At 49.4% G+C, this 22,244-nt stretch carries 27 protein-coding genes; 13 read left to right on the forward strand and 14 right to left on the reverse strand.

Features of this window, described 5'->3' with window-relative positions:
* Positions 1 to 119: 119 nt before the first annotated feature.
* Both hemF and AC2D8L_RS00945 read right to left on the reverse strand, forming a co-directional pair.
* Positions 120 to 1,007, reverse strand: a complete 888-nt coding sequence (gene hemF / locus AC2D8L_RS00940) for an oxygen-dependent coproporphyrinogen oxidase (RefSeq protein WP_484683575.1) — start codon at positions 1,005 to 1,007, stop codon at positions 120 to 122.
* Positions 1,004 to 1,474 carry a tRNA (cytidine(34)-2'-O)-methyltransferase gene (locus AC2D8L_RS00945; protein ID WP_484683576.1) on the reverse strand — a complete coding sequence of 157 codons (471 nt, stop codon included), beginning with the start codon at positions 1,472 to 1,474 and terminating at the stop codon, positions 1,004 to 1,006. Before AC2D8L_RS00945 ends, hemF begins: the two co-directional genes overlap by 4 nt.
* A gap of 270 nt (positions 1,475 to 1,744) precedes the next feature.
* Here AC2D8L_RS00945 and petA point away from each other — a divergent pair, with 270 nt between their 5' ends.
* The 5 genes from petA to AC2D8L_RS00970 all read left to right on the forward strand — a co-directional run bounded on the left by petA (position 1,745) and on the right by AC2D8L_RS00970 (position 5,870).
* Positions 1,745 to 2,269: a ubiquinol-cytochrome c reductase iron-sulfur subunit gene (gene petA / locus AC2D8L_RS00950; RefSeq protein WP_484683577.1), complete on the forward strand. Its 525-nt coding sequence runs from the start codon at positions 1,745 to 1,747 to the stop codon at positions 2,267 to 2,269.
* Between the two features lie 11 nt (positions 2,270 to 2,280).
* Positions 2,281 to 3,543, forward strand: a complete 1,263-nt coding sequence (locus AC2D8L_RS00955; RefSeq protein WP_484683578.1) for a cytochrome b — start codon at positions 2,281 to 2,283, stop codon at positions 3,541 to 3,543.
* A gap of 7 nt (positions 3,544 to 3,550) precedes the next feature.
* Positions 3,551 to 4,378 carry a cytochrome c1 gene (locus AC2D8L_RS00960; protein ID WP_484683579.1) on the forward strand — a complete coding sequence of 276 codons (828 nt, stop codon included), beginning with the start codon at positions 3,551 to 3,553 and terminating at the stop codon, positions 4,376 to 4,378.
* A 259-nt stretch (positions 4,379 to 4,637) separates the two neighbouring features.
* Complete coding sequence (locus AC2D8L_RS00965) at positions 4,638 to 5,165, forward strand: adenine phosphoribosyltransferase (RefSeq protein WP_484683580.1); 528 nt, start codon at positions 4,638 to 4,640, stop codon at positions 5,163 to 5,165.
* Positions 5,166 to 5,237: 72 nt separating this feature from the next.
* Positions 5,238 to 5,870 carry a LysE family translocator gene (locus AC2D8L_RS00970; RefSeq protein ID WP_484683581.1) on the forward strand — a complete coding sequence of 211 codons (633 nt, stop codon included), beginning with the start codon at positions 5,238 to 5,240 and terminating at the stop codon, positions 5,868 to 5,870.
* 56 nt (positions 5,871 to 5,926) lie between these two features.
* Here the strand turns inward: AC2D8L_RS00970 and AC2D8L_RS00975 are convergent, their stop codons facing one another.
* Entirely contained in the window at positions 5,927 to 6,457 is a 531-nt protein-coding gene (locus AC2D8L_RS00975) for a dihydrofolate reductase family protein (protein ID WP_484683582.1), read from the reverse strand.
* 202 nt (positions 6,458 to 6,659) lie between these two features.
* The gene (locus tag AC2D8L_RS00980; RefSeq protein ID WP_484683583.1) at positions 6,660 to 6,794 is read right to left on the reverse strand and encodes a hypothetical protein; all 135 of its coding nucleotides are present in this window, start codon (positions 6,792 to 6,794) and stop codon (positions 6,660 to 6,662) included.
* Between the two features lie 308 nt (positions 6,795 to 7,102).
* On the opposite strand from AC2D8L_RS00980, the gene AC2D8L_RS00985 reads away from it, so the two are divergent.
* Complete coding sequence (locus AC2D8L_RS00985; protein WP_484683584.1) at positions 7,103 to 7,480, forward strand: GFA family protein; 378 nt, start codon at positions 7,103 to 7,105, stop codon at positions 7,478 to 7,480.
* Between the two features lie 31 nt (positions 7,481 to 7,511).
* Here AC2D8L_RS00985 and AC2D8L_RS00990 read toward each other — a convergent pair whose 3' ends face one another.
* The 9 genes from AC2D8L_RS00990 to lgt all read right to left on the reverse strand — a co-directional run bounded on the left by AC2D8L_RS00990 (position 7,512) and on the right by lgt (position 15,522).
* Positions 7,512 to 8,063, reverse strand: coding sequence for a MaoC family dehydratase (locus AC2D8L_RS00990; RefSeq protein ID WP_484683585.1), 552 nt, complete (start codon positions 8,061 to 8,063; stop codon positions 7,512 to 7,514).
* On the reverse strand, positions 8,060 to 8,557 hold the full coding sequence (locus AC2D8L_RS00995) for a MaoC family dehydratase (RefSeq protein ID WP_484683586.1): 498 nt from the start codon (positions 8,555 to 8,557) through the stop codon (positions 8,060 to 8,062). Before AC2D8L_RS00995 ends, AC2D8L_RS00990 begins: the two co-directional genes overlap by 4 nt.
* A gap of 142 nt (positions 8,558 to 8,699) precedes the next feature.
* Entirely contained in the window at positions 8,700 to 9,797 is a 1,098-nt protein-coding gene (gene ychF, locus AC2D8L_RS01000; RefSeq protein ID WP_484683587.1) for a redox-regulated ATPase YchF, read from the reverse strand.
* A 2-nt stretch (positions 9,798 to 9,799) separates the two neighbouring features.
* Positions 9,800 to 10,525 (reverse strand): aminoacyl-tRNA hydrolase, encoded by a 726-nt coding sequence (gene pth, locus AC2D8L_RS01005; protein ID WP_484683588.1) that lies wholly within the window; start codon positions 10,523 to 10,525, stop codon positions 9,800 to 9,802.
* Between the two features lie 109 nt (positions 10,526 to 10,634).
* The gene (locus tag AC2D8L_RS01010) at positions 10,635 to 11,291 is read right to left on the reverse strand and encodes a 50S ribosomal protein L25/general stress protein Ctc (protein ID WP_484683589.1); all 657 of its coding nucleotides are present in this window, start codon (positions 11,289 to 11,291) and stop codon (positions 10,635 to 10,637) included.
* A gap of 418 nt (positions 11,292 to 11,709) precedes the next feature.
* Positions 11,710 to 12,642 (reverse strand): ribose-phosphate pyrophosphokinase, encoded by a 933-nt coding sequence (locus AC2D8L_RS01015; protein ID WP_484683590.1) that lies wholly within the window; start codon positions 12,640 to 12,642, stop codon positions 11,710 to 11,712.
* Between the two features lie 137 nt (positions 12,643 to 12,779).
* Complete coding sequence (gene pgeF / locus AC2D8L_RS01020) at positions 12,780 to 13,547, reverse strand: peptidoglycan editing factor PgeF (RefSeq protein WP_484683591.1); 768 nt, start codon at positions 13,545 to 13,547, stop codon at positions 12,780 to 12,782.
* Positions 13,547 to 14,644 (reverse strand): class I SAM-dependent methyltransferase, encoded by a 1,098-nt coding sequence (locus AC2D8L_RS01025; protein WP_484683592.1) that lies wholly within the window; start codon positions 14,642 to 14,644, stop codon positions 13,547 to 13,549. Before AC2D8L_RS01025 ends, pgeF begins: the two co-directional genes overlap by 1 nt.
* Positions 14,641 to 15,522 (reverse strand): prolipoprotein diacylglyceryl transferase, encoded by an 882-nt coding sequence (gene lgt / locus AC2D8L_RS01030; protein WP_484683593.1) that lies wholly within the window; start codon positions 15,520 to 15,522, stop codon positions 14,641 to 14,643. Before lgt ends, AC2D8L_RS01025 begins: the two co-directional genes overlap by 4 nt.
* A gap of 126 nt (positions 15,523 to 15,648) precedes the next feature.
* On the opposite strand from lgt, the gene AC2D8L_RS01035 reads away from it, so the two are divergent.
* The 6 genes from AC2D8L_RS01035 (at position 15,649) to AC2D8L_RS01060 (ending at position 20,683) form a co-directional block, all read left to right on the forward strand.
* A complete protein-coding gene (locus AC2D8L_RS01035; protein WP_484683594.1) occupies positions 15,649 to 15,909 on the forward strand; it encodes an accessory factor UbiK family protein in 261 nt (86 codons plus the stop codon).
* Positions 15,910 to 16,219: 310 nt separating this feature from the next.
* Positions 16,220 to 16,720 (forward strand): type III secretion system chaperone family protein, encoded by a 501-nt coding sequence (locus AC2D8L_RS01040; RefSeq protein ID WP_284361315.1) that lies wholly within the window; start codon positions 16,220 to 16,222, stop codon positions 16,718 to 16,720.
* Between the two features lie 11 nt (positions 16,721 to 16,731).
* On the forward strand, positions 16,732 to 17,550 hold the full coding sequence (gene proC, locus AC2D8L_RS01045) for a pyrroline-5-carboxylate reductase (protein ID WP_484683595.1): 819 nt from the start codon (positions 16,732 to 16,734) through the stop codon (positions 17,548 to 17,550).
* On the forward strand, positions 17,547 to 17,888 hold the full coding sequence (locus tag AC2D8L_RS01050; protein ID WP_484683596.1) for a tRNA-binding protein: 342 nt from the start codon (positions 17,547 to 17,549) through the stop codon (positions 17,886 to 17,888). Before proC ends, AC2D8L_RS01050 begins: the two co-directional genes overlap by 4 nt.
* Before the next feature lie 377 nt (positions 17,889 to 18,265).
* Positions 18,266 to 18,415: a hypothetical protein gene (locus tag AC2D8L_RS01055; RefSeq protein WP_484683597.1), complete on the forward strand. Its 150-nt coding sequence runs from the start codon at positions 18,266 to 18,268 to the stop codon at positions 18,413 to 18,415.
* A 456-nt stretch (positions 18,416 to 18,871) separates the two neighbouring features.
* On the forward strand, positions 18,872 to 20,683 hold the full coding sequence (locus AC2D8L_RS01060) for a sensor domain-containing diguanylate cyclase (protein ID WP_484683598.1): 1,812 nt from the start codon (positions 18,872 to 18,874) through the stop codon (positions 20,681 to 20,683).
* Here AC2D8L_RS01060 and AC2D8L_RS01065 read toward each other — a convergent pair.
* The gene (locus AC2D8L_RS01065; RefSeq protein ID WP_484683599.1) at positions 20,680 to 21,222 is read right to left on the reverse strand and encodes a MarR family winged helix-turn-helix transcriptional regulator; all 543 of its coding nucleotides are present in this window, start codon (positions 21,220 to 21,222) and stop codon (positions 20,680 to 20,682) included. The two genes, AC2D8L_RS01060 and AC2D8L_RS01065, sit on opposite strands and share 4 nt — an antisense overlap.
* Before the next feature lie 115 nt (positions 21,223 to 21,337).
* On the opposite strand from AC2D8L_RS01065, the gene AC2D8L_RS01070 reads away from it, so the two are divergent.
* Positions 21,338 to 22,228: a branched-chain amino acid aminotransferase gene (locus AC2D8L_RS01070; protein ID WP_484683600.1), complete on the forward strand. Its 891-nt coding sequence runs from the start codon at positions 21,338 to 21,340 to the stop codon at positions 22,226 to 22,228.
* The last annotated feature ends 16 nt before the right edge of the window (positions 22,229 to 22,244 follow it).

Genomic DNA, 22,244 nt, shown 5'->3' on the forward strand with positions numbered 1-22,244 from the left:
CCTTTTAAGTTGTTCCCAATTTAGGCGCACTGTTTGGCGCCTATACCCTGTTGTCGATCAGGATATGACGGATTCGACAAAGATGAGAAATTTTTTTGAATTTTTAGTCGAGACCCGACTTATGGCCATTTAACCGCAGGGGGCATGGAAGAAAGAATACTCTCAACATTGCCGCCGGTTTTCAGACCGAACGTGGTGCCTCGATCATAAAGCAGGTTGAACTCCACATAGCGGCCACGGCGCACCAATTGCTCTTCACGGTCCGCATCTGTCCATTCATCATTGAAGTTACGACGCACAAGCTCTGTGTAAATGTCTTTAAACTGGCGGCCAACGTCTTGGGTGAATGCGAAATCCGCATCCCAATTGCCTGAATTGTGCCGATCATAGAATATGCCGCCGGTGCCACGCGGTTCATTTCTATGGGGCAAGTAGAAATAGTCGTCACACCACTTTTTGTATTTTTCATAGTCAGCGCATTCGTGTGCGTCACAAGCGGATTTCATCGCGGCGTGAAAATCAATGGTGTCTTGATCTTCTTGTATGCGTCGACGGTCGAGCACCGGGGTGAGGTCACCGCCGCCGCCAAACCACCAATCCTGCGTGGCGACCATTCGGGTGTTCATATGAACGGCTGGGACGTTAGGGTTTTGCAAATGGGCGATCAGCGAAATGCCGCTTGCCCAAAACGCGCGCGATTTTTCAGTGCCCGGCATGCCCTTAGCAAAATCCTCAGAAAACTCACCATGGACGGTTGAAATATGCACACCGACTTTTTCAAATACACGGCCATGCATGATCGACATTTCGCCACCACCACCCGGTTGGCCGGTGGTTTGGTCGGTGCGGTCCCAATGTTTTCTGTTGAACCGCCCCGGTTCTAGATCGCTCATCGGACCAGCCAATTCATCTTCGAGTTGTTCAAAGCTGGCGCAGATTTGATTGCGCAGGTCTTTAAACCAAGCGCTTGCGGTTTGCTTTTTTTGCTCTAGATCGAAATCGCTCATGTCAGGTTTGCCCAATGTCTGGTTTGTCTCAGCGCATCGCTTAGCACAAGTGAGGCGGCGATGGCGACATTGATGGAGCGTGTATCTTGTCGCATGGGGATGCGCAGGTTGAGGTCTGATATTTCTGCCACATCATCAGGCACGCCCGCGCTTTCCCGACCGACCATCAATATGTCATTGTCTGTAAATGCAGCTTCAGTGTGGGGAATGGATGATTTGGTGGTCAGCAATACCAAGCGTTGTTCGGCCTCTGTGCGCCAGTCGTTAAATGCTTCAAAGTTTTTATGCTCAACTAGGTCAACTTGATCCAGATAATCCATGCCTGCCCGACGAAATGATTTCTGCGTAAATAGAAAACCGGTCGGGTGAATAAGATGGACCTTCAAGTCCAAACACGCGCCAAGCCGCATCAATGTGCCTGCGTTCTGCGGGATATCAGGTTGGTAAAGGGCGAGGGAAACAGTCACGAATTAGATCTTTGCTTTGGTCTTGTTGAGGCGTTTACGCGTTAGAAAAACAGTTCAGGCGTCATTCATAGTGCAAATATCGCAAATTTCTAGGGTATTGTGTCGCAGTTTTTATCAGTTCGCACTGCGAAGGCTGGACAAGCGCTTTATAGAGTGCAAAAAGAAATTCGATTTCCGCTTCATCTGTTTCAGATGGGGGTGATTCTGCTATCTGCTGAACGGATAGCGTATCGGGAGCGGATGAACGATCTTAGGTAGGGATCTTAGACCTTGGCTACACAAAGCACATCAGAACCGAACAGAAGAGATTTTCTCTATATTGCAACGGGCGCCGTTGGCGCGGTTGGCGTCGGCGCCGTCGCATGGCCGCTAGTTGACCAGATGAACCCAGACGCTTCAACTTTGGCGTTGGCATCCATCGAGTTAGATATCTCTTCTATTGAAGTTGGGCAAAGTGTCACTGTTAAGTGGCGCGGAAAGCCTGTTTTTGTCCGTCGTCGGACGGAAAAAGAAATTGAAGAAGCGAAAGCTGTGCCGCTTGAGGATCTTAAAGATCCACAAACAGATGCGGAACGTGTGAAAGAGGGTCACGAAGAGTGGCTTGTTATGATCGGTGTTTGCACGCATTTGGGTTGTATCCCAGTGGGTGAGGCGGGCGATTATCATGGTTGGTTCTGCCCATGCCATGGTTCGCACTATGACACTGCTGGTCGTATCCGTAAGGGTCCTGCACCTGAAAACCTAATTGTTCCGGACTACAATTTTACGTCCGACACAGTGATTAAGATTGGTTAAGGGGCAGTCTGATGGAACATAAAAGTAATTACAAACCAAATACTGGTTTTGAAAAATGGATGGACGAACGTCTTCCCATTATCCGCCTTGGTTATGATTCATTTGTCGATTTTCCATCGCCAAAGAACTTGAACTACTGGTGGACGTTTGGTGCGATTTTGGCGATCTTCTTGGTCATCCAAATTGTGACCGGTGTAGTGCTTGCCATGCATTATACGCCACATGTTGATTTGGCGTTTAACTCGGTTGAGCATATTCGTCGCGACGTGAACTGGGGCCGCTATATTCAAGCCACCCACGCAAACGGCGCTTCCTTCTTCTTCTTCGCTGTTTATGTGCATATTTTCCGTGGTTTGTATTACGGATCTTATAAGGCACCACGTGAAGTCTTGTGGATTTTGGGCTGTACGATCTTCTTGTTGATGATGGCAACTGGCTTTATGGGCTATGTTCTTCCTTGGGGCCAAATGAGCTTCTGGGCAGCGACCGTGATCACGAACTTCTTCTCGGCGATCCCTGTTGTTGGCGACAGTATCAAGACATTGCTGGTTGGTGGCTTTGCGGTTGATAATCCAACCCTAAACCGGTTCTTCTCGCTGCACTATTTGCTTCCATTCATGCTTGTTGGCGTTGTTGCTCTGCACATATGGGCGCTGCACGTACCGGGCAATGGCAACCCAACTGGTGTTGAAGTCAAAACAAAAGCGGACACAGTTCCTTTCCACCCATATCTGACGATGAAAGACCTGTTCGCGGTGATGTTGATCATGATCCCATTTGCGTGGTTCGTGTTCTTCGCGCCTGACATTTTGGGCCACCCAGACAACTATATTCCGGCCAACCCATTGGTGACACCACCGCACATTGTGCCCGAATGGTACTTCTTGCCATTCTACGCCATTCTACGTGCGATCGATTTCAATGTGGGTCCGATCGACAGTAAGCTTGGTGGCGTGATTATGATGTTTGGCTCGATCATCATCTGGTTCTTTGTACCATGGCTTGATCGTTCAAAAGTACGCTCCGGCGCTTTCCGCCCAATGTTCCGTTGGTTCTATTGGTTGTGGGTGATTGGATTTATCGGCCTGACATATCTTGGCGCACAGCCAGCCGAAGGCGTTTATCTGTTCTTCGCCAAATTGTGCACGGCTTACTATTTCATCTATTTCTTGGTGATCTTGCCGTTCTTGCCGAATATTGAAACAACGAAGCCATTGCCGGCTAGTATCTCGGAAAGTGTTCTTCAAAAGAGCGCCCCGAAAGCGGCTGAATAGGAGAGAGATGATGAAAAAATTCACAAAACTCATCAGTGCTGTCCTTCTTGCAGCGGGTACAATGTCTGCCGGTTCTGCACTTGCAGCTGGCGGCGGCGATGGTCCAGATCCTGTTTTGCAGGAATGGTCGTTTGCCGGCATCTTCGGCAAATATGATCCGGCCCAATTGCAACGTGGTTTCCAAGTGTTCCAAGAAGTTTGTTCGGCTTGTCACACGGCGAACTTGTTCAGCTTCCGCATGCTTTCAAAAAAAGGCGGACCGGAATATTCTGAAGAGCAAGTCAAAGCGTTGGCTAAGTCATATGATATCGTGGATCTAGAAGTTGAAGACGGCGTTCGTCCGGGTATCCCTGCGGATACATGGCCTTCAATTTATGAAACGCCGTTGGACTTCCAGGCGGCAAATAGCCCACCTGATTTTTCAGTTTTGGCTAAAGCACGTAACGTACCGCAGAAATTCCCGAACTGGATTGGCAACTATTTCACTGCCTATCAAGAAGGTGGCGCGGACTATATCTACAATCTGATGGTCGGCTATCATGATGAAGCGCCAAACGGTGAAGACCTTGGCGGCCTATTCTACAACGACTATTTCTCAGGCCACAAAATCGCAATGGCACCACCATTGTCTGATGAGCTTGTGGACTATGAAGGCACTGCGCCCGAAACAGTTGAGCAGTATGCAAAAGATATCTCTGCATTCATGATGTGGATGGCAGAGCCGGATATGACTGCACGTAAGGAACTTGGATTCCGTGTGATCCTGTTCCTCATTTTGCTGACCGGCATGATGTACTTGGTTAAACGTCGCTTATGGAGCAACGTCGATCACTAAGCCTTAACGGCGAAGAGATTACAGATTTAGGGGTCAGCCTACGGCTGGCCCCTTTTTTTGGAATTTTGCGCGGCATCTTCTTTCCCTCCCCTTTGTGGGGAGGGATTAAGGGTGGGGGGCAAAAATATCGTTGGATTTGGCTTCAGAAGTTAAAACGGTGCTGGCCAATCGCCTTCGCGGCTTGCTATGCATAAGGATGGCGGGCGCGGCCAAGTTTGGTTTTAGACGTCCGAGCAGCCAACCCATGAAGGCGCGAACCATGGACCTGAAGTCACTTATCCGCACTATTCCTGATTACCCAAAACCTGGCGTTATGTTCCGCGATATTACCTCGCTGATCGAACATCCAGAAGGTTTCAAGGAAAGCATTCAAAAGCTTGCCGACCCTTTCAGAGATATGGGGATCACCCATGTCGCGGGTATTGAGGCGCGCGGATTTATCTTTGGGGCTGGGTTGGCAATTGAGTTAGGTGTTGGCTTTATCCCCATTCGCAAGGCGGGCAAATTGCCCGGTGAAACCATTGGGCAAAATTACGCACTTGAATATGGCGTCGACACCATCGAAATGCATGCAGGCGCGGTAAAGGTAGGCGACAATGTTCTGTTGGTGGATGATTTGGTCGCCACTGGCGGCACCGCCATTGCCGCAATCACACTTATTCGCCGCACTGGGGCAACCCTTGACCATTCTGCCTTCGTGATTGACCTTCCGGATTTGGGTGGTGCCGACAAAGTACGAGCCCAGAACGTAAATACCCATTTCTTGCTTGAATTCGAAGGCGACTGATTAGAATTGATGACTTGACCGTTTCAAGTGATTTGCCCACTTTGGTTTTCCCACTGGAGTACTGAAAGCATTATGGACATCATCATCGCTCACCTGCCAAATTTGGCTTTGGCATATTTTGTGTTTTTCTTAGCTGTTGCCAGTCCCGGCCCAGCCACACTCGCCATCGCAGGTGCCTCAATGTCATTGGGGCGTCCGCAAGGGGTGGCAAAGGCTGCTGGTGTTGTCACCGGTTCACTGTTGTGGTCGATGCTAGCGGTGTTTGGCCTTGTTGCTTTTATCTCTTCGTTTGCTGGCGTGCTTTATTGGCTTAAAATCGCTGGCGGGATCTATTTGCTCTGGTTGGCTTACAAAGCTGGCAAGAATGCAGCCTCCGTGGAAGACCCGCAGCAAGCGGACATCGGTGGCAAGTCATTGTCGAAACAGTTTGCAGGCGGCTTTGTTCTGCACGTCACAAATCCGAAGGCATTGTTCGCATGGGCTGCCGTGATCACGCTGGGACTACAGCCTGACGCACCATGGTGGATGGCTTTTGTAGTCTTTGTTGGTGCCTATTGCATTTCACTCATAATCAACTTCTCCTACGCTTTGTTCTTCTCGACCGACCGCATGATCAAGGGCTATTTCAAAGTGCGCCGATGGGTGCAGGGCGTTTTTGCGATGATTTTTGGCGCCGCTGGGCTGAAGTTGATCTTGCAGGGATGATCAAATGTCTTCGCCATTGCTGGCGAAGACGATGTTTAGTTTTGCCGAGCTGTTATCTATGCTCGTTTGTATGTCAACAACACCGTTCCGGTGTCATAGGACTTTGAATTCACCAACTCAAATTCGGCGAAGTTCTCCAATTCGCCAAATAGAGATATACCTTGTCCATAGACAATGGGGGCGAGTTTGATGATCAGTTTGTCGATCATTTTATGCTTGAGAAGTGTCCCCGCTAACGCGCCGCCGCCACACAAATAGATTTCTCCATCGGTGGTTGCTTTTAGTTCTTTAATGGCAGCAACCGGGTCGGTGTCGATTATTTCGACTTCTTTTTCACCTTCGATTTTCACACTTTTGGAGAAGACTATTGATCTAGCATGAGGATAGGGGTTTTGGCCCTTTTTCATGCCATAGGCATATCCAGCCTCATATGTTTTTCGCCCCATTATGATTTTGTCATAGGTTTGAAGCGTGGCGAAATAGTCATCAACATGGGTGCCTTCCATGGCAAATCCGGGCACGGTTCCGTCCTCTTTAGCGATATATCCGTCTAGAGTTGAAGCAATGTGATAGGTTAGAATACTCATAATTTCTCTCGTTTCATAATGGCAGGGCCATTTGAATTTAAATTTGGCGCAGCCCAAATGGGCCGCGCACTATTCTTGAGGCTGAAGTTATTTTTGCTTTAGCAAATCAACCAATTTGGGATTTTTAGAAATTCTGGGAACCTGAAGTGTTGGTCCACCTTTGCCAAAATTTGATTGCCTGTTTTTACCGACTTTGGGTTGCTTAAAACCTTTGTTGGCCTTTGGGTTCATATGCGTAAATGGGGCTTTCATAGAAAGTTCCTTCCATCGAGAAGCGCTCAAATTTGGCGCTTGAAATTTTGTTTGTGAGTTTGATGGATTGAGGAATGTTGATCATGATGCTCTCCATAAGGATGCGATGCGCCAAAAAGGGCGCGTAAAAGACAAAAAGTTTGAAAATTGAAAGACGCGCGGGACGATAGATCATCGTCGCTGATCGCTAAACCTGTTTTATCGGCCCATATGTTCGCTCACGCTCAAAACAGAGCGTGTCATCGCAAAACATCGGTCGCGTCGATAAAACTTAGCTGATCATTTTAGGCGTCACCTCATGATTTGAATGTGCTAAAAATTATCCAAATTGCTGTTGTTGTCAACATGCGCTCAAACAATTTGAGCATGTGTTGCATTTAGGAGATCTGGGAAATGGATCAACTTGTTGGCGGCTGCCAATGTGAAAAGGTTCGGTTTGTGGCGAAGGGCGTACCCTTGCGGGTGGGCATTTGCCACTGCATGGACTGCCGCAAACATCACGGCGCGATTTTTTATGCGTCAGCCGTTTTTCCTCAAGATGCAGTTGAAGTTGACGGCGAAACGAAAAACTATAAGGGGCGGCACTTCTGTCCCGATTGTGGGTCATCAGTTTTTGCACGTACTGGGGATGAGATTGAAGTTCATTTAGGGTCGCTGGATGAACCAAGCCAGCTGACGCCAACTTATGAAAGTTGGGTCTCACGTCGCGAGGCGTGGTTGCCATCATTTCCACAAATGAAGCAGTATCTGCGCGACCGTGATGATGGTTAAGCCCACAATCAACTTCAACTGCAAGCGTTTGCTACCGTCGCAGCAGGTTTCGCAAGACCGGCATCGCTGCCATTGCCAGCATAACGCGCTCTTTCAATTTGGGTTTGTAATCCCGTAGCTTTGAAAAACTCGCGATCTCTGAGCGATAAACCAACTGGTCATCTTGGTTGTAGGCCTCAATAATGCTCGTCAGAACGCCCCAGCCGGGCAGTGAGTTTGATTTGCGTTTATCTTTCACCGTTAGATCGAATCTAATCGTATCGCCGGGCCGAACTGGGGCGCGGAACTCCATTTTGTTAACGCCGGGTGACGGGCCGGCGATGCCAGGCTCTTCGCCTTTGGCGCGCAGTTCATCATCGTGGGCGAACATAAAGTCGACCATGATTTTGTGGCCCACTGATACAGTGTGCCATCCTGATGCGATCAGCCCACCAAAGTGGCTGTGCTTTGCAGCCTCTGGATCGACATGGAAATATTGTGGGTCATAGCGTTTGGCAAAGCGGATAATTTCGTCTTGATCGAATGTGTGTTCACCGAGCGGCCAGACGACTTTCGGTTCTATATCTTCATACCAGAGAGTCATGCCTGTTCCTCTTCGCTAAATGGTGCAGACGGGTCACGTAGCTCGACCATGTTGGTCAGGCTCAATGTCATCACCTGTTGGTCTTTTTGGTTGCGCATATCAAAATCTAGAACAGCAATGCCTTGGTTCTGAAGCTTATGCGAACGACGAAGGGCGGAAATAGTTATGGTGCCCGTTAGGGTGTCGTTCTTCATCAGCGGACGTTTCCACTTCAAATTGTCGAACCCCAACCCACCGGTGCCAGCGACTTTATTGAGAAAACCGTCAACCAGCATGCGCAGGCTGAAACCTGCGGTTTGCCAGCCGCTCGAAGCAAGGCCGCCCAACAGTGATTTTTTGGCGACATCTTCGTCTAGGTGAAAGGGCAGCGGATCGAACTCTTTGGCAAAGGTAATTATGTCTTCCTTGGATAAATGACGCTCACCCAGTTGGATGACCTGTCCGACTTTTAGGTCTTCAAAGTGCAAACGATCTTTCGTGATTGGATTTGTCATTGCCAGCTTGCCTCATCGCCACATTATCGATTTGCCGTTATCGTACATATATTGACGTTAACGGCAACCCACAATAATACATGCGACAAAAAAGCCCCACCAATTGCTTGGCAGGGCTCCAAAATTCGGTTTGCAGCAAGAACTAGGTGTTGAATTTAAACAGCATGATGTCGCCGTCTTTCACGACATATTCTTTGCCTTCGTCGCGGGCTTTGCCTGCTTCTTTGGCTGCGCTTTCGCCGCCAAGTTCCACAAAGTCGTCATAGGCGATGGTTTGGGCGCGAATGAAGCCGCGTTCGAAGTCTGTGTGAATGACGCCGGCCGCCTGCGGGGCTTTCGTGCCGACAGCAACGGTCCAAGCGCGTGCTTCTTTTGGACCTACGGTGAAGTAGGTTTGAAGATTGAGCAGCTTATAACCTTCGCGAATGATGCGGTTTAGGCCGGGCTCTTCTAGACCGAGCGTTTCAAGATATTCTTTTTGCTCATCATCTTCGAGTTGGCTCAACTCGCTTTCGATTTCTGCAGAAATGATCACCATGCGGGCATTTTGCGCGTCGGCATATTCTTGAACCCGTTGGGTTTGCTCATTGCCGTCAGCCGCAGATTTTTCATCCACATTGCAAATGTAAAGCGCAGGCTTTGAGGTCAAAAGGTTCAGCTCTTTAAAGGCCTTTTGTTCGTCTTCTGCCACTTCTACTTGGCGAGCCGGTCTACCGTCTTGCAACACTTCTAGGGCACGTTTAACCAACTCAAGTGTCAGTTTGGCTTCTTTATCTTGGCCGCGAAGACGCTTTTCTAGTGCACCCACTCGTTTTTCAAGACTTTCCATATCGGACAGCATCAACTCGGTTTCAACGACTTCGGCGTCGGCAATCGGATCGATTTTGTTGGAGACGTGGATAATGTCGTCATTCTCAAAACAACGCAGAACGTAGGCGATCGCGTCGACTTCGCGGATGTTGGCCAAGAACTGGTTGCCAAGTCCTTCGCCCTGTGCCGCGCCTTTTACCAAACCAGCAATGTCCACAAAGCTGAGACGCGTTGGGATGATTTCCGCCGAACCGCCGATTTTGGCGATTGTGTCCAAACGTTCATCAGGCACGCTCACTTCGCCAACATTTGGCTCAATGGTGCAAAATGGGAAGTTGGCCGCTTGCGCTGCCGCCGTGCGTGTCAAAGCGTTGAAAAGTGTTGATTTGCCGACATTGGGAAGCCCAACGATACCGCATTTAAATCCCACAATTAGTCTCCTTTGCCAAACAGCTTCTTCAGCATGTCGGCCATTGGCCCTTTGTCGGGCATCTTTGTTTTCTGTGTCGCGCGCGCTTGGTGAATATGACTTTGCGCCTTCGGACCTTGTTTTTTCTGAGCTGGCTTTTTGGTCTTTGCCTTTGGCTCATCGCCGTTTACGGCCAGCGAAATCTTGTTCATGAAGCTGGAGGCTTGGTCAGAGGCCAATAAACCTGCGTGGTCGCCAACGGCGTTCAAAAGTGGTTCAAGCCAAACATTGTCTGCCTTGGCGAAATCGCCCAGCACATGGCTATGCACACGGTCTTTGTGGCCGGGGTGCCCAATGCCAATACGTACACGATGAAAGTCCTTACCCATATGCGCTTCCATTGATCGAATGCCGTTGTGGCCGCCATTACCGCCCCCGGATTTCACGCGCACTTTGCCGGGTGCCAAATCCAACTCATCGTAAAGAACTGTTATGTCAGCTGGGGCGAGTTTGAAGAATTTTGCTGCCGCTGCAACGCTGATGCCACTGTCGTTCATGAAGGTTTGTGGCTTCAATAAAATGACGCGGGTCCCATCAATTGAGCCCTCAACCATTTCAGCATTGAATTTGGAGCGGTAGGGAGAAAGGTTATGGCGGCTCGCTATTGCGTCCACCGCCATAAAACCAACATTGTGTCGGTGAGCTTGATATTTCTTACCCGGATTCCCGAGGCCAACAAGAAGGTGCATCACTTTCGTGCCGCCGTCACAGGCTTTGCCTGCTTCCCCGGCACCCCCGCCGATTTATCGTATTTACGATAAGGCGCGACCTGGTTGATCGCGCCCCGATTGCGAGAAACTACTCTTCGCTACCTTGTTTGATTGTTTCAACTTCAACTGAAGCTTCTGCAGCTGCTTCTTCGTCGTCACCTTCTTCATTATCAGAAGATTTAAGACCAGATGGCGCAGCAATTGTTGCGATCGTGAAGTCACGGTCGGTGATTGTCGGTGTAACACCTTTTGGCAATTTAACGCCTGAAATGTGCAACGCATCACCAGTTTCCGCACCAGTCAAATCTACTTCCAAGAATTCTGGAAGATTTTGCTCAGATGCGTTCACTTCAACAGTGTGACGAACAACGTTCAACACGCCGCCACGCTTCAAACCAGGTGACTCTTCTTCGTTCACAAAGTGAACTGGAACATCAACGGTTAGAATTGAAGTTTTAGAAACCCGTAGGAAATCAACATGCACAAGAAAATCGCGTACAGGCTCAAGCTGGTAATCACGTGGGATTACGCGGTGCTCTTCGCCATCAACGTCAACGCTGATCACTTGTGAAAGGAAACCACCTTGTTGGATGCGTTTTGTTGCATCTTTATAGGTAATTGTAATTGATAGTGGGGATTTGTTGTCGCCATAAATGACGGCAGGAACTAGACCTTCGCGACGCAGTGCTCGAGCAGCCCCCTTGCCAACCCGATCCCGAACCGTAGCCTTAAGCTCAGCGCTCATGGATATTCTCCAAGTTGTTGGTGCGAACTGGGTGACTATCTCCCAGTCGCGCGCTGACGTCCTCCAGGGGTGCACGCAGCGCTTCAAGCCCCGGTGTATATAGGCTCTTGGCGGATAACACAATGGGGAAAATGACGGCTGATTTTTGTATTTGCCTGCATGTGTCGGTTTGGTTCGCTCAGACCAGAAATTTGGTCGTATTGCCGTTGAGTTTTAGCCCTAAAGGTTGACGCTGAGGGCCGAGTTGAAACACAAGCATTTGCTTCTTTTGTCATACTCGGGCTTGACCCGAGTATCCAAGGGGCGTCTAGAAAATCTCAACCACAGTCAACTGTAGGTCTCGTGTAGACCCTCGGGTCTCAATTTTGCGCTCACGCCGCGCAGGCTGACCCGAGGGTTACCGAGTTGGACTTGAAGCCTAGTCAAACAGACTAGAAACAGATTGCTCTGCCGCCGTGCGGGCCACCGCTTCGCCCATCAGCCCTGCAATTGAGAAGCGGCGGATGTTGGAGGTTGCTTTTTCGATATCAGTTTCCAAAATACTGTCGGAAATCACCAATTCCTTCAGTTTTGAATTGCCAACCCGTTCGCATGCTGCACCAGACAGTACGCCGTGGGTGATATAGGCGGAAACTTCTTTTGCACCGGCATTCAACAAAGCTTCAGCCGCATTGCACAATGTGCCACCGCTATCCACGATATCATCGATCATGATGCAAGATTGGCCTTCGACTTCACCAATGATGTTCATCACTTCGGAAACACCAGCTTTTGGACGGCGTTTATCAACGATAGACAATGGTGCGCCGATCCGTCGGGCAACATTTCGAGCACGCAATACACCACCAACATCTGGCGAAACGATCATGGTGTTGCTTGTGTCGTAATGGGCTTGGATGTCACGCACCATAACGGGTGCTGAAGTGAGATTGTCTGTTGGTAGATCGAAAAAACCCTGAATTTGCTGTGCGTGCAAGTCCAGGGTCAAAATGCGGTTTGCGCCCGCTTCGGTGATCAGGTTGGCTACCAATTTCGCCGAAATGGGCGATCGTGACGCTGATTTTCTGTCTTGTCGGGCATAACCGAAATAAGGGATCACTGCGGTGATCCGGCGGGCCGATGCACGACGCAGGGCGTCGATGATGATCAGCAATTCCATCAAATTATCGTTGGCGGGGTAGGATGTTGATTGCAAAACAAACACATCTTCGCCGCGAACATTTTCTTTGATTTCGACAAAGATCTCTTTATCGGCGAATTTTTGCACCACACTATCGGTGAGTGGCATGTTGAGATATTTAGCTACGGCCTTGGCCAACGGAGGGTTGGAATTCCCAGTCACCAGTTTCATTTTGAAGCGCGCCCTTTGAATGCAGGAAAATGTGGATAGTCAAGCGAAAGTCCCATCTGTCATTTGCTTGTTATACTGGCCTGCCATTCGGTTCAACCGTGACAAAAGTTGAATATGAAGAATCTTTTGAATTCTCCTCATAAAAGCGCAATCACAGACAAATGCCGTCCAGTTTTCTCTTTCAAATGCGTTGATTTGCGGTGGGAGAAGAATTTATCCGCATTCGCGTAGGTGCAAACTTCTAGATCAAAAGCGTCAGCAATGTTGGCCGATTCGAGTTGATCCATGATGCAATGGGGCAGATCAAAATGTGGGTTTATCGCCCCGTTGGGCTGTTTGAAATAGGCTGAAACGTGCGGAAGCTGGGCCAGCACATCCTCTTTAAATGCATTGCCAACTTCATAATTTTCAACGCGGATGGATGGGCCCAAAATGGCGTGAATATGCCGCCGTTCAGCGCCGAGCTTTTCCATGGCTTCAATTGTGTTGCTGACGATGCCGCCGACGGCGCCTTTCCAGCCCGCATGGCAGCCACCAATGATTTGGTTTTTGGTGTCCGCGAAAAGAACTGGTCCGCAATCAGCAGTTTGAATGCCAATCGCGAGGCCTTTGGTCGCGGTCGCGATGCCATCGGCTTCAATTCGGTCTTGCCGTGGCGATGCTTGGGTAACACTGATCACATTTGTCGAGTGCGTTTGTTTCACCAAACAAAGTGCGTTGGCGATAACACCAAAATCTTTGGCGATGACATCCAGGTTTGTGTCGACACTTTTCGGGTCATCACCGACGGCGAAGGATACATTCAGACCATCATAGGGCGATTGAGACACGCCACCCTCGCGGCCATAAAATCCGTGGGCGACACCCAAATTGTCAAAATGCTTGGACTTTAGTGGCGCTTGCATCAATCTGCCTCGAACGGGTAGGGCGGCGAACTGGTGTTGAACAAGCACCAAACTTTAAACAGTTCGCCCATCTGGTCTGACCCGATAAGCCTTGCCAAATCGGTTGCAATCTTGTTCGCAGCCGCAGGTGTTGCTGAGGCCAGCGCTTCGGCCCTCGGCTCGATGCCCATTGCCTTCAGAAATGCCACCTGATTCATCAATTTGGATGAGGGAACTTGCATTTTATCCCCGACTTCGGCCAATGCGGCAAAGTCGACATGGGTGGTGAGGTCTGCTTCTCCGGGGTCGTCCAGCGGGTCAACATGTTGATGGGAACTAAGAGCCTGCAGTGTCTCACCGGTTTGGCTTTCCCCATAGCCATAATCAATGGCCAGCATCGCCCCTTTTCGGGTTTTGATCAGCGTGGCGATTTGCGAAACGATCTGTTGCGCTAAAAAACTTGTTTCCCAGATTTGATCATTGCTGGCGTTGCGCAAGCCTTCAGGAAACGCGTCATCTGGCAATGGTGTGGGGGAAAGGCCCCAAACGCGCTTATTGTCTTTCAAGCCGATCAGACGTTCGTGCCATTTTCTGTTAGTACGTTGAAATTGCTTGATGGGCAGGGCGTCGAAAAATTCATTGGCGATGATAATCAGCGGCCCATCTTGAGCGCTCAATTCATCAATTTCGCTATACCACTTCACTTTGTGGCCCTTAAGCGCTTCAAACTGCTTATCGATCAGAATTGGGTTTGTTTCGACCAAGCCGATGCTCATCGCGTCCAGAATGCCCGGCACTTGCTGCAGAACTCGCAAACAGTCCGCCATCAATGTGCCACGCCCTGGACCAAGTTCAACCAACGAAAATGGATTGGGTTCACCTAATTGATGCCACGATTGCGCTACCCAAATGCCGATCATCTCGCCAAACATTTGGCTGACTTCTGGTGCGGTGATGAAATCACCCGCTTGACCCAACGGATCAGCCTTCTTGTAGTAACCGAGCGTTGGGTGGGTGAGCGCAAGGGTCATATAAGTGGAAAGCGGCATCGGACCTTGGGTCATGATCTGCATGTTGATAAGGTCGCTAAGCGTCGGTGTCGGTTGTTGGGCACTCATATGGCACGCTGCGTTTGTTTTTTGCGCAATGCATTCCAGATCAAAATCAAACCAGCAATGGCGATCGGTATGGATAGGATTATGCCCATGGTGAGATTGAAGGGCAACAATCCAATATGCGCATCAGGTTCGCGCACCGTTTCAACCAAGGTACGGGACAAGCCATAGCCAATACCGAATATACCTGCCGCAAGGCCCGGCTTGCGTAATCCCAACAAATTGTGGCTGATAATGCGTAATATAATGAACAGCAAAAGCCCTTCAAGCAGGCCCTCATAGAGCTGACTTGGGTGACGCGGATCGGGTCCGCCTGCAGGAAACACAACGCCCCAAGGCATGTCGGTCACCCGACCATAAAGCTCTCCATTGATGAAATTGGCGATCCGGCCAAACAAAAGCCCGATAGGGCTGATCAAGGCGAGTAGGTCGAGACCCGAAAGAACATTCGCGTCGCTACGTTTTGCATAGATCCACATGGCGATCACAAGACCGAATAGACCACCATGGAATGACATACCACCTTGCCAGACTTGTGGAATATCCAGCGGGCTTTGCAGGTAATAGCTGCCCGCATATATCCCGGCAAAACCTTGTGCCCAGTTCAGCCCGACGCTCAATAATATGTCGTAGAACATCACATATCCCAGTCGCCCGCCAATGATGACACCGATCACGGCCCAGAAGATGAAGTCGATCAATTGGGTTGGCGTAAAGGGAGGTTTTACTGTACCCCAAAGTGACTTTTGCAGCAAAATATGCCGGCCGTAGCCCCAAGCGAATAAGATGCCCGCCAAATAGGCCAACGCATACCAGCGAATGACAATTGGGCCGAAAGCAAGGGCGACAGGGTCGATATCAGGGAATGGCAAATTGTTCACTCTCAGCAATGGGCGATGATTTATCGCACCATGCATTTCGCCAATGCACTGGTCAAGCTTGCATTAGATGCTTACATACATGAAATACTCGTTTGAAATGACCAATCGATTTGAGGGAAAACCGCCATGCGCGATGGAAACAAAATTTTTGACGATCTAGGCAAGTTGATGAATGACGCTGCTGGAATGGCTGATGGCGTGCGTCGCGAGATTGAGACTGCGGTTAAGTCTCAAATGGAACGCGCGGTCAATGACATGGATTTGGTCAAACGTGACGATTTCGACGCGTTGCGTGAACTTGTTCAGGTCCAAGGCGAAGAAATTGCCGAACTGCGCAAACAGTTGGATGCCATGGGCAGCAAAAGCCCCGCCGCCAAGAAAAAATAGAACATATTGTACCAATTCAATACATAAACAGGCTGTGCATAGTCTGAAATGTTAATGTGCTGTTAACCATCTCGAGCTGATCATCCACAAGAGATTTGGTGGGAATCGATGTTTTCGAATTCCCAGTTGGGTTGGTCAGGTTAAGGTTCGTTATCGCAGATAGATTCGCGTCGAACACTGATTTGCTCAAAGAAGTCAGTGTTATGATTTCTTTGATCTTGAAGTAGCGTATCACACGCGGGCTATGCTGGCTTTTCGCGAGCATTGTCCCGGTTCTGCCAGAACACGAGCTTTGAAAAGGCATCTAGTTATGTCGCTAATCGAGATGGAAATTGAACGGGCAATGCACCCGGTGGATATCATCGAGCACATTGCAGGTATTAATGATTGGTCGTTTGAACGCGCCGATGCGGATGAAATTTCGATTTCTATTCGCGGTGGTTGGAGCGACTATCATGTCTCTTTCTCTTGGATGGAAGATTTAGAATCGCTGCATATTGCATGTGCGTTCGATCTCAAAATTCCAGAAGCACGTCGGGTAGAAGTCAAACAACTCATTTCCAAGGTGAACGAACAGCTTTGGATCGGGCACTTCGACATTTGGAACAAAGAGAACATGGTCTTGTTCCGCAACTCGCATCTTTTGAGCGGTGGCGCTGAAGTGACGCCGCAACAATGCGAAGCGCTTTTGCACTCTGCGGTCGAGAGCTGTGATCAATATTATCAAGCCTTCCAGTTTGTGGTTTGGGCCGGCAAACCTGCCGATGAAGCCCTTTCTCACGTGATGTTTGAGACGGTTGGCGAAGCTTAAAGGCTGATAAAATGTCCCTTTTTGATGTAGGTCCAATTGTGCTTGTTGGTGCAGGGCAAATGGGTATGGCAATGGCCATTGGATGGCTGGAAGCTGGCTTGAAGCCGGAAAACCTTGTCCTGGTTGATCCAAACCCAAAACCTGAACTTGTTGAGCATGCACAATCCCTTGGTGCGATGCTTGTCACTTCCCCACCAACACAAGCCGCGCATGTTTTGGTGCTCGCGGTAAAGCCGCAAGTCGCAGCGGCGGTGATGGCGGACGCAGCGGTAAGCGTTGGCGAACAGACATTGGTGCTGTCCGTTATGGCTGGCATCAGCGCCACACAGATGAGCGCAGCGCTTGGCACAGACCGAGTGGTGCGCACGATCCCCAATACGCCCGCGAAAATTGGTAAAGGCGCAATCGGTGCTTATGCAATGCCGAGCGTGGCGGATGCAGATCGAGATGTCGTTGTCAGTTTGCTCGATGCCTCCGGTGTGACCATATGGGTCGACCAAGAAGCAGACATTGATAGTGTAACCGGGCTATCCGGCTCGGGCCCAGCCTATGTGTTCAACATGGTTGAGGCCATGACGAAGGCCGGCGAAGCACAAGGACTTTCATCCGATGTAGCGATGAAGCTTGCCCGGCAGACCATTGTTGGCGCCGCCGCGCTTTTGGATGCAGAACCAGATACAAGCGCCGCGACATTGCGCGAAAATGTGACGTCTCCCAATGGAACCACCTATGCGGGTTTGCAGATTTTGATGGGCGAAGAGGGCCTAACACCGCTGATGACACGAGTTGTAACCGCAGCGCGAAAACGAAGTGAGGAGTTGGGCGCATGAGTGATCAGATCAGTTTTGATGATTTTCTAAAAGTTGACATACGAACTGGTACAATTGTCGAAGTGCACCCGTTTCCAGAAGCGCGAAAACCCGCGCACATCATGATTATTGATTTTGGCGACGGGTTGGGGCTCAAAAAATCGTCAGCCCAAATCACGGTTCATTATACGCCAGAAGAACTGGTTGGCCGTCAGGTTATGGCCGTCGTCAACTTCCCACCTCGTCAGATTGGCCCGCTAAAGTCCGAAGTGCTGACGCTGGGCTATGAAGATGAAAATGGCGATATTGTCCTTGCAGCTGTCGATAAGCTCGTGCCGAATGGGCAGCGCCTGATTTAGCGGGCTGCGTCCATTTTCTACCCACGCCAAGATCGGTGAGTTGAAATGGTCATCGTAACCCTCGGACATCATTTGGCGTTTCCTTCACTTAGGCTGACCCGAGGTTCCATGATGCATTAGCGCAGGGGTGAGGCGGGAACGGTCTTCGATATAGTTCTAATTTTTCGACGTCGTTTGGATACTCGGTGCAAGCCCGAGTATGACGAATGGCGGTGATTGGTTGATCTTGATCCTTTTCATAATGGATATGGGAGGAGGGTAATTCTTATCCCCGCCCTACAATGTTATGTCACAATATGTGCACTTTCTTTTGAAGCCATACAGGGTGCCGACGGGTATCGGATGGCGAGTGAGCCTGTTGATTAGTGTTCGTCTGCATGGGACGAACAATTGGCGGGGGTGCCGGGGTAGCAGACGAAGTCTGCGACGGCGGTGCGAAAAAAATCGGGGATGTCGGGGTCAGCCTGCGTGGCGTGAGCGCAAGAAAAGGCGAGCGAAAGCGAACAACGGCGGCGCGAAACTCTTAAAAAGAAGGGAATGGCTGAATGGCAAGACGTTTGTCGTTCGCATTGATTTTGACTTGTCCAGCCTGACACCGAAGGCAGCTTGGAAGTCGTTTGGCGGGAACTGTTTTCCGTCTATGCCTGTTGGCACTCATCAAAGGTCCTAGGTGACCAAACAGTTTTGATGGAATGCAGAGCAAGGGGATAAAAGGGTTTAGCACCCCGGGGCAGTTCAAATTAGGTGCAAAAGCCATTTGCGCGAGGCGTTTAACGTCTCATTACAAAAAACATTTGACGAGACCTTAAACGCCTCGCGTCACTGCAAAGTTATTCAATTCTTGATCGTGTCGATTTTGGATGCAATGGCCAAGTTGGAGGCCGATTCAAAACGTTTTAGTAAACGGCTTTTCTTCATCATAATAATATGTAAACACTGAAGGAATAGGTTAAGTGCACAGGCTTGTGTCAGGAGAATGTTGAATGGTTCGCATTAACGCAAAAACGGTGAATTCGTTTTTGATCGGTTTTGCGACCTATTTCGTTTTGGCTCTGTCCAGCGTCATGCTCGCACGTGCGTCGCACAATGTTGCTGTGTTTTGGCCTGCCAATGCGGTCTTAGTGCTAATTTGCATTTCATACGGGCGCGATCGTTTGGTTGCTTTCGTCCTTTCGGCCTTCGCGGCAAATGCCTCAATCCAAATGATTTTTGGGGACCCACTCCTAATTGTTTTTGGCTTCCCATTTGCAAACTGTATTGAGATATTGTTTGTCTATTTTTGTTTTCAGAAATTAGAAATTTCAAGACGTTCGGTCGATAGTCCAAAGAGGGCGATGTGGCTGCTAGGTGTGGTTACAGTTGCAGCAATGCCGGCGGCAGCCATTGGGTCAAGCATTGTTTCGCAAGTTTACGGCGGTCATCCATTTGACGCGCTAATCAATTGGTGGGCAGGTGATATCGTTAGCGCGATGATTATCTATCTGCCGTGGTTGTCCATGCGTCGGTTGAAAAAGACGCCTTTCAAAATCAAAAACATAAATTTACTCCACATTCGAGACAGCGTTCGAATTTGCGTCACCTTTGTGATTGGGTTTTCAATCCTGCTGCCTCTTTCCTTGCCACCGGTCTTGGTACTGTTGTTTCCGACTATGTGGTTGGCGCTCAAAGGACGACCCTATTACGTTGCTTTAGCTAGTTCGATATTGTCACTGGCTGTATCGGCGGCGGCTGTGTTTGGTGTTCTGCCTGGTTTGTCCTCGGACATGGCATTGCGAGATATTGTGTTTCAACAACAAACATTGGCGTTGTTTTTCACATTTCCTCCATTCTTAATTGCTGTAACCATTTCCAATTTGGCAAAAAGTCAGTCTGAGCTCGCAATGGAGCATGAGGCTTTGACGATTACTCTTGCTCATATGCAACAAGGTGTTTCTGTTTTTGATAATGACGGCAATCTTACTGTCTGGAATGAGAAATATATACAGATCTTTAGTGTTGATCCCACCATCGTCAAAAAGGGCATTTCATTTCAGACACTTTTGGATCAACAAAAAGCAGACGGTAATTTTACTGGCGACACAAGCAGGTTGCAGCCAGAAATCCTCGCTCATGTTGGCACGGGCGCAGAGCTATATACCGAAACAAAGTTGAATTCGGGTCGCTATATTCGTTCTGTTCATTCACCAACTCCTGTCGGCGGATGGATTGGCACGCATGAGGATATTACTGAGACCCGTATGTTGGAAGATAAGTTAGCTTATGATTCTCTGCATGACGTGCTGACCGACGTTCCAAATCGCCGTTATTTTGAGAAAGAGTTTGTGGAGCGGCTGCGTGTTGCGCAAGGGGAGAGATCGGCTTTCGCGCTATTCTCCATCGACCTGGACAACTTTAAAAAGATCAATGACACACACGGCCATGAAGTGGGCGACGGTATATTAAAATGGGCGGCTGAGACCATTCAAGATACAATGCGCAAAGGTGACTTTCTTGCCCGTGTTGGTGGTGATGAGTTTATGTTGATTGCAACGGGTCGATTTGACAAATCAACTGCGGCGGACCTTGGCCGACGGATCAACGAAAGTTTTGGCCGCACAATTGAGCTTTATGGAAAAACCTGCATGTGCAATGCCAGTATCGGCATTGCCTACTCAGCTGATGGTCAAGTGAGTGGGCGACAATTGATGTCTCAGGCCGATGTTGCTGTTTATGCCGCAAAAAAGAATGGCCGCGGCAACTATCAAATTTACGATTTTTCTCAAGACCGCCGCCAGAACGCGCAGATGGCCAGTTAGTCCACCAAGTTGAGGTTTTTCAGCGTGTCTTGATCGTTTGGATCAATCATTGAAGCCAGAAATTGGGTGACCAGTTGACGTGTTTCTTTTGGCATTGGCTCTAAAGCCCGGGCAATGCGTTGGGCTTGCGAAGCGGAAAGCGTTTCGAAGAAGTCAGCGCCGGTTTTGGTGGGGTATAGCAGTCGTTGGCGGCGGTCACTTGGACCGGTACGTTGCTCAATATAACCGCCATCGACCAGCTGTCGCAAAACGCGCGCGAGGCTTTGTTTTGTAATTTTGAGGATGTCGAGCAAGTCAGCAACGGTCATGCCGGGGCGCAAATTAACAAAATAGAGCACCCTGTGGTGTGCACGACCGAATCCTTGTTTTGACAATAGTGCGTCGGCATCGCGCACAAAGTCGCGATAGGCGAAGAACAAAAGTCCCATCAGGTCAAGGGGCATTGCAGCGCTAGAGGCTGCGGGTTCATCGACCAGAGATAAACTTATGTCAGTCTTGTTGACATTTATTTTTGTGGCTGGCATGCTGGCCTTCATCATCGCTTTTTCTCTTCTTATCACAAGCTTGAGTTGATTTGCCAAGTCTGTGAGGGTTTTATCAGAAGAAGTAAATTATTCGGCATCCGACACAGATGCGTTTGTAGGGAGATAAGAAATGGCTGGCGTGCCTTTAGACCAACGGGATGGTTGGATTTGGTTTGATGGTGAAATGGTACCTTGGAAAGACACCAAGGTGCATGTGTTGACCCATGCTTTGCATTACGCGTCCAGCGTATTTGAAGGCCAACGGGCTTATGGTGGCGAGATTTACAAATTGAGCGACCACTCAACACGTTTGCGCAAGTCGGCTGAATTGTTGGATTTTCAAATTCCTTATTCCGTTGAGGAGATTGATCAAGCTTGCCGTGACGTTCTTGTGAAAAATGATCTGGTTGACGCCTATATGCGGCCAGTGGCATTTCGTGGTTCTGCGGAACTTGGCCTTGGTGCGCACAACAATCCAGTTCATCTCGCCATCGCTGCTTGGGAATGGCCAAGCCTTTTCTCCCATGAAGACAAGCTCAAAGGCACACGCCTCGCTCTTTCCGATTGGCGTCGTCCTGCACCAACATCTGCGCCATTCGCATCCAAGGCGGCGGGTCTATACATGATCTGCACATTGTCGAAACACGCGGCAGAGGCACGTGGTTTTTCAGATGCGATGATGCTTGATTATCGTGGTCAGATTGCTGAAGCAACCGGTGCGAATGTGTTCTTTGTGAAGAACGGTGAAATTCACACACCAACGCCTGATTGTTTCCTTGACGGTATTACCCGTCGCACGGTCATCGATTTGGCGCGGGCTCAGGGCATCAATGTAATCGAACGGGTGATTATGCCCGACGAGCTTGGTGACTTTGATGAATGTTTCCTCACCGGTTCTGCTGCTGAAGTTGTGCCCGTGGCTGAAATTGAAGGCAATATTTTCAATGGCCGTGAAATCTGTAGCGCGATGATGAAAGTGTATTCTGCTGAAGTTCAGCCAAAGCAAGTTGCGGCCGAGTAGTTAGTATTAGAATATT

The sequence above is a fragment of the Maritalea sp. YIW29 genome, from assembly GCF_057219265.1.

Bases quoted from the DNA above. Each gene is read 5' to 3' on its own strand.
- proC (WP_484683595.1), top strand. From the start codon at position 16,732: ATGTCCCTTTTTGATGTAGGTCCAATTGTGCTTGTTGGTGCAGGGCAA.
- AC2D8L_RS01070 (WP_484683600.1), top strand. From the start codon at position 21,338: ATGGCTGGCGTGCCTTTAGACCAACGGGATGGTTGGATTTGGTTTGAT.
- AC2D8L_RS00970 (WP_484683581.1), top strand. From the start codon at position 5,238: ATGGACATCATCATCGCTCACCTGCCAAATTTGGCTTTGGCATATTTT.
- pth (WP_484683588.1), bottom strand. From the start codon at position 10,525: ATGCACCTTCTTGTTGGCCTCGGGAATCCGGGTAAGAAATATCAAGCT.
- AC2D8L_RS01050 (WP_484683596.1), top strand. From the start codon at position 17,547: ATGAGTGATCAGATCAGTTTTGATGATTTTCTAAAAGTTGACATACGA.
- AC2D8L_RS01015 (WP_484683590.1), bottom strand. From the start codon at position 12,642: ATGAAACTGGTGACTGGGAATTCCAACCCTCCGTTGGCCAAGGCCGTA.
- AC2D8L_RS00975 (WP_484683582.1), bottom strand. From the start codon at position 6,457: ATGAGTATTCTAACCTATCACATTGCTTCAACTCTAGACGGATATATC.
- AC2D8L_RS00955 (WP_484683578.1), top strand. From the start codon at position 2,281: ATGGAACATAAAAGTAATTACAAACCAAATACTGGTTTTGAAAAATGG.
- AC2D8L_RS01055 (WP_484683597.1), top strand. From the start codon at position 18,266: ATGGGACGAACAATTGGCGGGGGTGCCGGGGTAGCAGACGAAGTCTGC.
- AC2D8L_RS00980 (WP_484683583.1), bottom strand. From the start codon at position 6,794: ATGATCAACATTCCTCAATCCATCAAACTCACAAACAAAATTTCAAGC.
- AC2D8L_RS01010 (WP_484683589.1), bottom strand. From the start codon at position 11,291: ATGAGCGCTGAGCTTAAGGCTACGGTTCGGGATCGGGTTGGCAAGGGG.
- AC2D8L_RS00990 (WP_484683585.1), bottom strand. From the start codon at position 8,063: ATGACTCTCTGGTATGAAGATATAGAACCGAAAGTCGTCTGGCCGCTC.
- AC2D8L_RS01060 (WP_484683598.1), top strand. From the start codon at position 18,872: ATGGTTCGCATTAACGCAAAAACGGTGAATTCGTTTTTGATCGGTTTT.
- AC2D8L_RS00995 (WP_484683586.1), bottom strand. From the start codon at position 8,557: ATGACAAATCCAATCACGAAAGATCGTTTGCACTTTGAAGACCTAAAA.
- AC2D8L_RS01065 (WP_484683599.1), bottom strand. From the start codon at position 21,222: ATGATGAAGGCCAGCATGCCAGCCACAAAAATAAATGTCAACAAGACT.
- AC2D8L_RS01025 (WP_484683592.1), bottom strand. From the start codon at position 14,644: ATGAGTGCCCAACAACCGACACCGACGCTTAGCGACCTTATCAACATG.
- hemF (WP_484683575.1), bottom strand. From the start codon at position 1,007: ATGAGCGATTTCGATCTAGAGCAAAAAAAGCAAACCGCAAGCGCTTGG.
- AC2D8L_RS00965 (WP_484683580.1), top strand. From the start codon at position 4,638: ATGGACCTGAAGTCACTTATCCGCACTATTCCTGATTACCCAAAACCT.
- AC2D8L_RS01035 (WP_484683594.1), top strand. From the start codon at position 15,649: ATGCGCGATGGAAACAAAATTTTTGACGATCTAGGCAAGTTGATGAAT.
- AC2D8L_RS00960 (WP_484683579.1), top strand. From the start codon at position 3,551: ATGATGAAAAAATTCACAAAACTCATCAGTGCTGTCCTTCTTGCAGCG.
- pgeF (WP_484683591.1), bottom strand. From the start codon at position 13,547: ATGCAAGCGCCACTAAAGTCCAAGCATTTTGACAATTTGGGTGTCGCC.
- AC2D8L_RS00985 (WP_484683584.1), top strand. From the start codon at position 7,103: ATGGATCAACTTGTTGGCGGCTGCCAATGTGAAAAGGTTCGGTTTGTG.
- AC2D8L_RS01040 (WP_284361315.1), top strand. From the start codon at position 16,220: ATGTCGCTAATCGAGATGGAAATTGAACGGGCAATGCACCCGGTGGAT.